The sequence below is a fragment of the Nitratireductor alexandrii genome (genome assembly GCF_004000215.1).
GTDB lineage: Bacteria > Pseudomonadota > Alphaproteobacteria > Rhizobiales > Rhizobiaceae > Mangrovimarina > Mangrovimarina alexandrii.
Window position 1 is genome coordinate 160008 of sequence record NZ_RBVY01000007.1, and the last position, 12081, is coordinate 172088.

The window sequence follows — 12081 nt, forward strand, 5'->3', positions numbered from 1 at the left end:
AACGGGTCAAACCCGGCCGGCCTTCGTGACCGGGCCGGGGCCGGCCAAAAGCATGGGAGCAGGCGGACTTGAAACTCGCGACGCTGAAAGACGGAACCCGCGACGGCAGGCTGGCGGTCGTTTCGCGCGACCTGACACGTTATGCCGACGCCTCGTTCCTGGCGCCGACATTGCAGGGTGCCCTCGACGACTGGAAGCGGATCGCGCCGCATCTGGAGGCGCTGGCCGAAAGCCTGGAGCACGGCTCCGTGCCGGCGGAGCGCTTTCACGAGCACGACGCGCATTCGCCGCTGCCGCGCGCCTTTCAGTGGGCGGACGGGTCCGCCTATGTCAACCACGTCGAACTGGTGCGCAAGGCGCGCAACGCGGAGATGCCGGCCTCGTTCTGGACGGACCCCTTGATGTATCAGGGTGGCTCCGATGCCTTTCTGGCGCCGCGCGACCCGATCCTGATGGCCGACGAGGCCTGGGGCATCGACATGGAGGGCGAGGTCGCCGTCATCGTCGACGATGTGCCGATGGGCGCCAGCCTGGATGAGGCGCGCGCGGCGATCCGGCTCGTCATGCTGGTCAACGACGTGTCGCTGCGCGGCCTGATCCCGGCCGAGCTCGGCAAGGGGTTCGGTTTTTTTCAGTCGAAACCGTCCTCCGCCTTTTCGCCGGTCGCGGTCACGCCAGACGAGCTCGGCGCGGCCTGGGACGGCGGCAAGCTCGCGCTGCCGCTGTGGGTGGACCTGAACGGCAAGCCGTTCGGGCGCGCGGATGCCGGCACCGACATGACGTTCGACTTTCCGACCCTGATTGCGCATGCGGCCAAGACGCGGCCGCTTTCGGCCGGCGCGATCATCGGGTCGGGCACCGTCTCCAACAAGCTCGACGACGGGCCGGGCAAGCCGGTTGAGGCGGGCGGCGTCGGCTATTCCTGCATCGCGGAGATCCGCATGATCGAAACCATCGAGACCGGCGCGCCGAAAACGCCCTTCATGCGCTTCGGCGACACGGTGCGCATCGAGATGAAGGACGCGTCCGGCCATTCGATTTTCGGCGCGATCGAACAGACGGTGGAGAAATACCGGCCCTGATCTCGGTCGGTGAGCGAGAGATTGTAATGGCGGCGGCTTCGGCTATCGTGCCGGCTTGCACGCGGATCGCGACCTTTTCGGCCAGTCGCGGCCGCGTCAGGCTATGTGATCGTGTATCCGTCTGCCGGGGAGTGCGTGGGGAATGAACGGCCTGTTTTTCGTGGTCAGCGGCTTGTGGGCGGTGGCGATGCTGGTGCTTTTCGTTCAGGCGATCCGCCTTAGCTATCGCATCGAGGCCCGTTCCGATGGCCTGCGCAATCGCAGCGGATTGCCGCGCTATGCCGCGATGCCGTTCACGGCGACGAATTACAAGGTGGCGCGCGATGCCGAGACCCAGGCGCTGCGGCGGCGCATGCTTGCCTATCTGGCACTGGTTGCGATTGGCTTCGTGCTGATGGCGGGATGGCTGGCGACGGGCGGGTCTTGAGCCGAAAGCTCGCCGGGAGGGTAGCCCCGGCGCATGCCTCCGGCTCCAAGGCTAAGGCAGCGGGTCGTCGGGCAGGACGAATCTCGGCTGCAGCGTTTCGATGCAGGAGACGTCCAGTTCCGCCGTCGGGTCGTTGGTGAAGGCGGCCGCAATATCCCGTGCGCAGCTTTGGTAGATGATCGTGCCGTGCCCGGCCTCGGGGATGATGTAGTTGCGCGCATTGCCCAGCGTCTCGGCGGCCAGTGCGCCCCAGTGCATCGAGGTCTGGGTGTCGAGCGTGCCGTTCAGCGCCAGGGTCGGGATGTCCGAGACGACGGCGTCCAGGAACCCTTCGCGGCGGTGTTTCTCAAAATAGGCGCATTGGTCGATCGCGCCAGTGGCGATCTTGCGGAGATCCTCGTCGCCGAAGATCGGGTAGCGCGCGGCAATCTCCTTCGTCACACGGTCGTAACCTTCGAGGCTGTTGTCGGATTCCTGGCAGATATAGATATCGAACCCGATCGCCTTGGCGACTGCGATCTCGTAGGGTTTCGTGGTTTCCGCAGCGATGGCGAAGGTGCGCTCGATATCCGCCGGGCCCATGGCGGCGACGAGGGCCAGAAGGTCGGCCCGATCCTGTCCCGTGAAATGCTCCCGAACAAAGCTTTCCAGAGCCTCGCGCGACGGCGGGCCCGACCGCATCACCGTATAGTCGGTCATGAACCTTGCCGCCGCTTCGCGGTCGGTCATCTCGCGCAGCGCTTCGCTGGCGCGCCGGTCGAAGGCCTCGGCGACGCTGACCGATCGCAGCGTGGCATTGAGGTCTCCGCGCAACTGTCTGACCACCGCATCGGCCGAGGCGCCGAGGGTGCGCATGGCGGCCGCCATGTCCAGCGCGGCGGCGGCAAGCGCGCGCGCGTCCTCCGTCAGCTCGGCGCTTCCCAGACCGGCCTTCGGATCCGGCGCCTTGCCGAACCCGGCCACCATCGCGTCGAAGGCATCGCGCTTGCCCTCGACCGCCTCGGCGAAGATGCGCGGCAAGTAGGGGGTGATGGTGTATTGCAGGCGCCACTTGTTCCGCAGCTCGAAGGTCGCGTGATAAAGCGCGCCCGCATCCAGGGACTGGTCTCGCGGGCCGCCGGCAATGGGGTCGGTCTGGAGCTTTTCGAACGCCGCATTGAACGAGGCGCTGATATCCGGGTAGGCCGCGTGACAGGCGGCGTCTGCCGCGCACTGGTCGGCAAGCTTGTCCAGCGCGTCTGCGAAGGGGGTGTTGAAGGTGTCGAGAATCGGGACAAAGGCGGGCGCGACTCCGTCGATCACGACCGAACGCACGCCCTCGGGCGCTGTGCGCATGACTTCCAGCGCCAGGCGCGTGCCATAGGAGATGCCATAGACATTGTATTCGCCATAGCCGAGCGCCGACACCAGGGCGCGAACGTCGCGGGCGTTGTTCTCGGTATTGTAGGCCGACAGATCAGCGCCCGAGGCCTTGATCTCCTCGACGCAAGGGGCGACCAGTTCGGACAGATAGGCCGCTTCCCGAGCGGGCGAGTCCTTCGTCGCCACCGCAAGCTCCAGCATGTGATCCGCCAGGCCCGTCGTGCAGGCCACCGAACCGGCGGAAAGGGCGGCACCGCGCTGATCGAAGGTGAGGATGTCGCGCGTCAGCCGGTGTTTGGGGAAGGCGGCGGTCGCGACGGCATCGATCATGTGCAGCGTGCCTCCAGCCGGGCCGCCATGCAGATAGACCAGCGGGTCGGGGGCGGGCGACTGGGTGAGCGCATCGAACAGCGCGAATTTCAGCCCGACGCGACGCCCTTCTGGCTTGTCGTAATCCTCGGGCACGCTGACCGTGCCGCAGAGGATCGTCGAGCCCTCGACCTCGAACGGCGCAGGCGGAAAATCGCAGGCATGGACCTCGACCGGATAGCGATCGTCGTGGCCGCCGGAGCGCAACTGGTCGAAGTCGGGATTTTCCGTTCCGGCAATGAGCGCGGCGACGGCCGCAAGAATCTGGTCTGCTGTCACCGTGTCATCCTTCGATGCGTTGCTACACGGGGGAAGCACTCACGGCGCGACCTTGGCGCCGGGCGCATCGCCACCTTGCCGGCAAGAGCCGGCGTAGTCCACCCTGAGGGCGTTGCGCTGCCTGCCCGCGTGGCTGGCCGGCAAGAACGCCGCCTGATGCACGGGCCGCCGAAATCGCCAAAGAAAAAGCGGCGGAAACCCGCCGCTTTTTCCGTCGTTTCGAGTTGAAGGCGCGGCCTACTCGGCAGCTTCGGTCTTGATCACGCCGCGGCGAAGCTGGTCTTCCTCGATCGATTCGAACAAGGCGCGGAAATTGCCCTCGCCAAAACCTTCGTCGCCCTTCCTCTGGATGAACTCGAAGAAGATCGGGCCGATCACGGTCTTGGAGAAGATCTGCAGCAGGATCTTGGTCATGCCGCCGTTCACCACGCCTTCGCCGTCGATCAGAATACCGTGCTTTTTCATGCGTTCGATCGGCTCGTCGTGGCCGCTGACGCGCTCGTGGCTGCGCTCGTAATAGGTCGGCGGCGGGCCGGGCATGAATTTCAGACCGTTTGCGGCCAGCCTGTCGGTGGCGTCGTAGATGGCGTCCGTGCCGACGGCGATATGCTGGATGCCTTCGCCGCGGTATTTTTTCAGATATTCCTCGATCTGGCTGGTGTCGTCCTTGGACTCGTTCAGCGGAATGCGGATCTTGCCGCAGGGCGAGGTGATGGCGCGGCTGACCAGCCCGGTGATGCGGCCGTCAATGTCGAAGAAATGGATCTGCGAAAACCCGAACAGTTCGCGGTAGAAGTCCCACCATTTGTCCATATTGCCGCGATAGACATTGTGGGTGAGGTGGTCGAGATAATAGAATCCGACCCCTTCGGGTTTCGGGTCGCGCTTGCCGATCCATTCGAATTCGGCCTCGTAGGCGGAGCCCTTGTCGCCGTATTTTTCGACGAAATAAAGCAGCGAACCGCCGATGCCGACGATCGCCGGCACGTCGAGCGTCTTGTCGTCGCCTTCATAGGGCGTGGCGCCCTTCGACACGGCGTGTTCAAAAGCATGCCTGGCATCGACGACCCGCCAGGCCATTGCGGGGGCGCAGGGACCGTGCTGGTCGACGAAGCGCATCGCGTGCGAGCCCGGTTCGGCATTGACGATGTAGTTGATGTCGCCCTGGCGCCAGACCGTGATCGCCTTGGTCTTGTGCCGGGCAACGGCGCTGTAGCCCATCCGGGCAAACAGCTCGCCGAGCTTTTCCGGTTCGGGGTGGGCGAATTCGACGAACTCGAAGCCGTCCGTTCCGGCCGGATTGTTTTCGGTGATTTTAGCCGGTGGCGCGTCGTGCGGGAACGGTCCCATGCTGTCCTCCTCGGTGTCGGCGGCGCGGGAAAGGCGCGTTTGCGATTTTTAACAGTGTAACGCGACGGCGCCGCACGGGGCTTGCAATCTGGGCGGCAAAATGGTCTTTTTTCGCACAAATCATGCACGATATAGGCCTTATGAGGGAAGCGTGACGCAGATCGATCAATTCGACCGCAAGATACTCGCGCATTTGCAGGAGGATGCGCGCCTGACGAACAACGATATCGCCGAGCGGGTGAACCTGTCGCCGTCGCAATGTTCCCGGCGCCGGCAGCGGCTGGAGGAGGACGGTTACATACGCGGCTATCGCGCCGTGCTCGACCGCGAGAAGCTCGGCTATTCGCTGGTCAACATCATATCCGTCACGCTTGCCACCCATAATCGCGACAATGCGCGCCGCTTCGCCGAGCTTTTGTCGCGCCTGCCGGAGGTGCAGGAGGCGCACGCTTTGACCGGCGAAATGGACTATGTGCTCAAAGTCGTCACGCCCGATCTTCGCTCGCTGTCGGAATTCGTCAACGGCGTGCTGTTGCCGCACGAATCGGTGCAGCACGTCAAAACCGCGATCGTGCTCGAAACGCTCAAGGAAGCCGGCGGGTTGCCGGTGCGCTAAACGCCGGTGGCCGCCAGGCGCCGAATTCCGGCCAGCAACCCGGTCATGCGCGTAATCGCGCGCAACAATGTTACGATAAAATCGCCGCGGCCCGCTTTATTGTTACACTTTTTCCGCTAAGGATAGATTCCGACCGGACGCTGGTCGTGGCCGTCAGTCGCCAAGCTCCGGCTTAGGATCAAATGGGAGGAACAGAATGAAAATGAATTGCTTGAAGATGCTGGCACTCGCCGGCGCGGTCACCGCCTCCACGTTCCTGGCGGGAAGCGTGGCCTTCGCGCAGGACGTCACGCTGAGGATGCATCAGTTCCTGCCCGCGCAGGCGAACGTGCCCAAGCTGGTGCTCGATGTGTGGGCCAAGGATGTCGAGGAGGCCTCGGGCGGCCGCATCAAGGTCGAGCACTATCCGTCGATGCAGCTTGGCGGCACGCCGCCGCAGCTCATGGACCAGGCGATCGACGGGACGGTCGACGTGATCTGGACCGTGGTCGGCTACACGCCCGGCCGTTTCCCGCGCGTGGAAGTGTTCGAACTGCCCTTTATGATGACGAATGCCGATGCGACGTCGCGCGCCTATTGGGATCTGTTCGACAAGGAGATGAAGGACACCGACTTCAAGGATGTCCACATCATCGGCACCTGGGTGCACGGACCGGGCATGATCCATTCCAGCAAGCCGGTCAACGGGCTCGCCGACATGAAGGGCCTGAAGCTGCGCGCGCCGACGCGCATCATCACCGGTCTGCTCGGCGAACTCGGCGCGACGGCGGTCGGCATGCCGGTGCCCGCGGTCACCGAGGCGCTGTCGAAAGGCGTCATCGACGGGGCGGTCATTCCCTGGGAAGTGACGGCGGCGCTGAAAGTGCCGGAACTGGTCAGCAACCATACCGAGTTCGGCGGCGACCATGCCCTCTACACCACCGCCTTCGTTCTGGCGATGAACAAGGAGCGCTACGAAAGCCTGCCGGACGATCTGAAAAAGGCGATCGACGACAATTCGGGCCGCGAGTTCTCCGCCTTCGCCGGACGGACCCAGGCCTCGGCTGACGGACCGAGCAAGCAGGCCGCGGTCGACCGCGGCAACAATATCATCACGCTTGACGAGGACGAGGTCGCCCGCTGGAAGGAGGCCGCCCAGCCGGTCTACGACAAGTGGGTCGAGGAGATGGAGGCCAAGGGCATCGACGGCCAGGCGCTGATCGACGAAGCCCGCGCCCTCATTGAGAAATACACCAATATGTGATCCGGCATGCCGGTGGCGGGGCGGGCTTTGCAGCGCGCCCCGCATCCCGTTCCAGTCCGTGGCGCACATAGGCCGATGTGCAGGTGATATGTCGGGATCGGTGCGTGCGGCACAGATCGTTGCGCATCAAACGATGCCATGGCATCAAGGCTTGTCGGCGACTTTTAATTGTTATAGGGCATAGCAAAAATCGGTGCCGATCAAGGGACCAGCGCGGCCGCGAGCCTGCGAGCGGGGAGGATCATGGAGAGGATTTCCGGCGTCATTTACGCGCTTGCCCGGATGATGGCCATTGTCGGAGGCATCGTCCTGGCCGCGATCACCGTGTTGACCGTGATCAGCGTTACCGGGCGTTCGCTGGTGCCGATCGGCCTGGCGCCTGTGCCGGGCGATTTCGAACTGGTCGAGGCGGGAACGGCGTTTGCCGTCTTCGCCTTTCTGCCCTGGTGCCAACTCAACCGCGGTCATGCGACGGTAGACCTGTTCACCAGCTATCTTTCGGCCGGCGCTAATCGATGGATCGACCTGGTCGCCGAAATTCTGATGACGCTCACGCTCATCGTGTTGACCTGGCGGCTGGCCTACGGGATGGCCGACAAGCTTCGCTATGGCGAGACGACCTTCATCCTGCAGTTTCCGGTCTGGTGGGGTTTTGCGGCCGCGATGGTCGGGGCGGTGGTCGCCGTGATCATCTCGCTCTACATGACGGCCATGCGGGTGCGGGAAGTGGCGACGGGCAGGACGCTTTTCGCGCAGCGCCATGGGGGCGGGCATTGAGCAATCTCGAAATCGGCGTCTGGTCCTTTCCGGTCCTGCTGCTCATGATCTTCCTGCGGCTGCCGATCGGCCTGTCGATGCTGTTGTGCGGCATCGTCGGCACCTATCTGGTCACCGGCACCTGGAAGCCGATGCTGGGCAAGCTGAAACTGGAAACCTATTCGACCTTTTCCAGCCATTCCCTGTCCATCATCCCGCTGTTCCTGCTGATGGGCCAGTTCGCGGGCCTGGGCGGCATGTCGCGGGCCCTGTTCAAATCGGCCGAGACCTGGCTCGGCCATCGCCGCGGCGGGGTGGCGATGGCGGCGATCGGCGCCTGCGCGGGGTTCGGCGCGATCTGCGGCTCGTCGCTGGCCACGGCCGCGACCATGGCCCAGGTGGCCCTGCCGGAACTGCGCCGCTACGGTTATTCCGGTGCGCTGGCCACCGGCACGCTGGCTGCCGGCGGCACGCTCGGCATCCTGATCCCGCCGTCGATCGTGCTGGTGATTTACGCCATCCTGGCCGAGCAGAACATCGCCAAGCTGTTCTTGTCGGCCTTCGTGCCCGGCGTCCTGGCCGCGATCGGCTACATGATCGCGATCTCGATCTATGTGCGCGTGTTTCCGGATTCCGCCGGCGCCAGCCCGCGCGCGCCCTACAAGGAACGCTTCCGCGCGCTCGTCGACGTGTGGCCGGTGCTGATGGTGTTCTTCGCCGTGGTCGGCGGCATCTATTTCGGCTGGTTCACGCCGACGGAAGGGGCGGCGGTCGGCGCGGCCGGCACGGGTCTGATCGCCTTCGCCAATGGCGGGCTGACGCGCAAGACCTTCATCGATTCGGTGCTGGCGACGGCGACCGCCACGGCGATGATCTTCTTCATCGTGTTCGGCGCCTCGATCTATAACGGCTTTCTGGCGCTGTCGCAGGTGCCGCAGGAAATCGCCGCCTATATTTCGGGCCAGGGTTTCAATCCGTGGGTCGTGCTCGTCTTCATCCTGCTGCTCTACCTGATCCTCGGCTGCGTGATGGATTCGCTGTCGATGATCCTGCTCACCATTCCGATCTTCTTTCCGATCGTGACGGCGCTCGATTACGGGCTGACGGCGGAGGAATTCGCCATCTGGTTCGGCATCCTGGTGCTGATCGTGGTGGAGGTGGGGCTGATCACGCCGCCGGTCGGCATGAACCTGTTCGTCATCAACTCGATGGCCAAGGACACGCCGATCTCGCACACCTATCGCGGTGTGGCGCCCTTCGTGGCGGCGGACCTGACCCGCACAGCGATCCTGGTGCTGTTTCCGTCGATCTCGCTGTTCCTGCTGCGCTGGCTTTACTGAGCCGTCGCGGCCGGCGCCAGCTTGGCGATCGCCATGTGCTGGGACAGGAAGACCTCGCCGGTCATGTGGTCGAGGAAATCGGTGCGCTCGAGCCGGTCCATGACCGGGCCCTTGACCTCCGAAAGATGCAGCGTGACGTTCATGTCGGCCAGGCGGTGGTTGATCGCCTCGAGCGATTCCAGCGCGCTCATGTCGATATGGTTGACGGCCGGACACATCAACACGACGTGGCGGATGTCGGGCGTCTGGGCGACGAGATCGTAGACCCTGTCTTCGAGGTAGCGCGCATTGGCGAAATAGAGGCTTTCGTCGACGCGCAAGGACAGGATGCCGGGCTGGGTTTCGACCGTGTGGCGGCAGACATTGCGGAAATGCTCGGTGCCGGGCACGCGGCCGACGACGGCCATATGCGGCTTCGAGGTGTTGTAGAGATAAATCAGCACTGACAGCGCCACGCCGGCGGAAATGCCGGCCTCGACACCGACCAGCAATGTTGCCAGGATCGTTACGGAAACGGCGGCGAAATCGGCTTTCGAATAGGTCCAGGCGCGGCGCAGGATCGAGAAATCGACCAGGGAGAGCACGGCCACGATGATGGTCGCGGCGAGCGTTGCCTGCGGCAGGAAGAACAAAAGCGGCGTCAAGAACAGCGTTGCGAGCGCCAGGCCGACGGCGGCGAAGGCACCGGCCGCCGGCGTTCTGGCGCCGGCGTCGAAATTGACGACCGAACGGGCGAAGCCGCCGGTGACGGGATAGCCGCCGGTGACGCTGGCCGCCACGTTGGCGGCGCCGAGCCCGATCAGTTCCTGGTCGGGCTCGATGTGCTGGCGCTTCTTGGCCGCCAGCGTCTGCGCCACGGAAACCGATTCCACGAAGCCGATAATGGAGATCAGTGCTGCCGAGCCGAACAGGCTTGCCCACAGATCGGGCGACAGGTCGGGCATGGTGAGCGGCGGCAGGCCCTGCGGGACCGCGCCGACGAGCTTGACGCCGGCCTCTGCGAGCCCGAAGCCCCAGGCCGCGACCGTGGTGGCGGCGACGGCGGCGACCGGGCCGGCCTTGGCGATCACGTCGGCCGATCGCGCGCCGAGGCCGGCGCGCATGAGAAGCGGTTTCAGGCCCTTGCGCACCCAGAACAGGAAGGCGGCCGACAAGACGCCGATGGTGGCGGTGATCGGGTTGATCTCGGACAGGTTGCGCGCCAGCGATCCAAGGATTTCAAGAAGATTGTGACCGCCGGCGTCGATGCCGAACACATGTTTGAGCTGGCTGGCGGCGATCAGCAGACCGGAGGCGGTGATGAAGCCGGACACGATCGGGTGCGACAGCAGATTGGCGAGGAAACCGAGCCTGAACAGGCCCATCGCCAAAAGGATGACGCCCGACATGAAGGCGAGCGCGATCGCCGCCGTCACATAATCGGTGCTGCCCTGTTCGGCGATCCTTCCGACCGCGGTCGCCGTCATCAAGGACACGACCGCGACCGGTCCGACCGCCAGCGCGCGGCTGGTGCCGAACAGCGCGTAGGCGAGCAGCGGCAGGATGGAGGCGTAAAGGCCCATCTCCGGCGGAAGGCCGGCCAACAGCGCATAAGCGAGCGATTGCGGGATCAGCATGATGGTGACGATCACGGCGGCGAGCAGATCGTCGGCGAGCACGCCGCGGCCATAGTCCCGTCCCCAGTCGAGAACCGGCAGATATCGGCGCAGGAGGCCGGTCTTGTCGGCGCTATTGTTGTTCATGCCGCAGGTTCCTTCAGCGCGCACGCCACGGGCGGCCGGCGGCAGGCGCCGGCGCGTGGTCCAGTCTTGTTGCAGGTCGCGGGGCGGCCGGCGTGCGCCGCCCTTAAGCCGTTCTGCCTTTCACGCAAGCGCAGATCGGCTCTAACTTTTTACGGCGTTTGCGAACGGCGAACCGGCTTCCGCTTCGCCTGGAAGCGTTCTCGGTGCCGCTTAGCCGGCCGTTTGCTGCACCAGGCCGTAAAGGTTCATGCAGCGCCCGCCGGTGCGGCAGTAGGCGAGTACGGGCCGGGGCAGCGCGGAAAGCGCCGCCGCCATCTCCGAGACGTTGTCTTGGGTCACGGCGCCGGACACGACGGGAATGAAGCGGAACTCCAGCCCCGCCGCGCGAACCGCGGCCTCGACCTCGTCATGCGGAACCGCGCCTTCCTCGCTGTCGGGCCGGTTGCAAACCACGCTTTTGAAGCCCGCATCGGCGATGGCCTGAACGTGCTCGGCGCCGATCTGGCCGGCCACGGCGAAATCCTGGTTGATCTGGCGGATTTCCATGTCTTGAACCTCTTGCGGTGCTGCGTGGTGAAGGTGGGCGCGCAGGCCCCTCAAAGTCCGTTTACCGGCACCTTCAGATAGGTTTTGCCGTCTTCTTCCTCGGGTGGCAAGTGTCCGGCGCGCATATTGACCTGCAGCGAGGGAATGATCAGCTTCGGCATGTCGAGCGTGGCGTCGCGCGCTTCGCGCATGGCAACGAATTCGTCCTCGGTGATGCCGTCACGCACATGGATATTGTGCTGACGCTCCTCCGCGACCGTGGTTTCCCATTTGATGTCGCGGCCGTTCGGGCCGTAGTCGTGGCAGATGAAGAGCCGCGTCTCGTCGGGCAGTGCCAGCACCCGCTTGATCGAGCGATAGAGTTCGCGGGCGTCGCCGCCGGGAAAGTCAGCGCGGGCCGACCCGCCATCGGGCATGAACAGCGTGTCGCCGACGAAGGCGGCATCGCCGATCACATGCGTCATGCAGGCCGGCGTATGGCCGGGCGTGTGCATGGCATAGGCGGTCATGGAGCCGATCGTGTAGCTGTCGCCGTCCTTGAACAGCCGGTCGAACTGCGAGCCGTCGCGCTGGAACTCGGTGCCCTCGTTGAAGACCTTGCCGAACGTGTCCTGCACGATGGTGATCCGGTCGCCGATGCCGAGCTTGCCGCCGAGCTTCTCCTGGATATAGGGCGCGGCCGACAGATGATCGGCATGGACATGGGTCTCGATGATCCACTCCAGGGCCAGGTCGTTCTTGCGGATGAAGTCGATGATCTGGTCGGCGTGATCATAGGTGATGCGGCCGGCCGCGTAATCGATATCCATCACCGAATCGACCACCGCGCAGGCCTTCGAGTTCGGATCTTTGACCACATAGGTGACGGTGTTGGTGGCCTCGTCGAAAAACGCCGTGATTTCCGGCTTGACCGACAGGTCGGGTGTAAAGGGCAGGGGGGACGTCATGTCTGCGCTCCTTTGTCGAACA

General features: G+C 64.6%; 11 protein-coding genes. 6 read left to right on the forward strand and 5 right to left on the reverse strand.

The window, feature by feature from the left end:
• The first annotated feature begins 68 nt into the window (after positions 1-68).
• Positions 69-1082 carry a fumarylacetoacetate hydrolase family protein gene (locus EP380_RS16565; RefSeq protein WP_106570654.1) on the forward strand — a complete coding sequence of 338 codons (1014 nt, stop codon included), beginning with the start codon at positions 69-71 and terminating at the stop codon, positions 1080-1082.
• Positions 1083-1224: 142 nt separating this feature from the next.
• Complete coding sequence (locus EP380_RS16570) at positions 1225-1509, forward strand: hypothetical protein (RefSeq protein ID WP_127599404.1); 285 nt, start codon at positions 1225-1227, stop codon at positions 1507-1509.
• Positions 1510-1560: 51 nt separating this feature from the next.
• Here EP380_RS16570 and EP380_RS16575 read toward each other — a convergent pair whose 3' ends face one another.
• The gene (locus EP380_RS16575; RefSeq protein WP_127599406.1) at positions 1561-3519 is read right to left on the reverse strand and encodes an alpha/beta hydrolase; all 1959 of its coding nucleotides are present in this window, start codon (positions 3517-3519) and stop codon (positions 1561-1563) included.
• A gap of 237 nt (positions 3520-3756) precedes the next feature.
• Positions 3757-4869 carry a 4-hydroxyphenylpyruvate dioxygenase gene (gene hppD, locus EP380_RS16580; protein ID WP_127599408.1) on the reverse strand — a complete coding sequence of 371 codons (1113 nt, stop codon included), beginning with the start codon at positions 4867-4869 and terminating at the stop codon, positions 3757-3759.
• Positions 4870-5020: 151 nt separating this feature from the next.
• On the opposite strand from hppD, the gene EP380_RS16585 reads away from it, so the two are divergent.
• The 4 genes from EP380_RS16585 (at position 5021) to EP380_RS16600 (ending at position 8824) form a co-directional block, all read left to right on the forward strand.
• On the forward strand, positions 5021-5485 hold the full coding sequence (locus EP380_RS16585; RefSeq protein ID WP_238719894.1) for an Lrp/AsnC family transcriptional regulator: 465 nt from the start codon (positions 5021-5023) through the stop codon (positions 5483-5485).
• A gap of 196 nt (positions 5486-5681) precedes the next feature.
• Positions 5682-6728, forward strand: coding sequence for a TRAP transporter substrate-binding protein (locus EP380_RS16590; RefSeq protein WP_127599411.1), 1047 nt, complete (start codon positions 5682-5684; stop codon positions 6726-6728).
• A 243-nt stretch (positions 6729-6971) separates the two neighbouring features.
• Positions 6972-7505, forward strand: a complete 534-nt coding sequence (locus EP380_RS16595) for a TRAP transporter small permease (RefSeq protein ID WP_127599413.1) — start codon at positions 6972-6974, stop codon at positions 7503-7505.
• Positions 7502-8824 (forward strand): TRAP transporter large permease, encoded by a 1323-nt coding sequence (locus EP380_RS16600; protein ID WP_106570647.1) that lies wholly within the window; start codon positions 7502-7504, stop codon positions 8822-8824. The genes EP380_RS16595 and EP380_RS16600 overlap by 4 nt, the downstream gene beginning before the upstream one ends.
• Here EP380_RS16600 and EP380_RS16605 read toward each other — a convergent pair.
• The 3 genes from EP380_RS16605 to EP380_RS16615 all read right to left on the reverse strand — a co-directional run bounded on the left by EP380_RS16605 (position 8818) and on the right by EP380_RS16615 (position 12059).
• Entirely contained in the window at positions 8818-10566 is a 1749-nt protein-coding gene (locus tag EP380_RS16605; RefSeq protein WP_127599415.1) for a SulP family inorganic anion transporter, read from the reverse strand. The genes EP380_RS16600 and EP380_RS16605 overlap by 7 nt on opposite strands.
• Positions 10567-10776: 210 nt before the next feature.
• Positions 10777-11112, reverse strand: a complete 336-nt coding sequence (locus tag EP380_RS16610; protein ID WP_106570645.1) for a protein tyrosine phosphatase family protein — start codon at positions 11110-11112, stop codon at positions 10777-10779.
• Positions 11113-11162: 50 nt separating this feature from the next.
• The gene (locus EP380_RS16615) at positions 11163-12059 is read right to left on the reverse strand and encodes an MBL fold metallo-hydrolase (protein WP_127599418.1); all 897 of its coding nucleotides are present in this window, start codon (positions 12057-12059) and stop codon (positions 11163-11165) included.
• Positions 12060-12081: the final 22 nt, after the last annotated feature.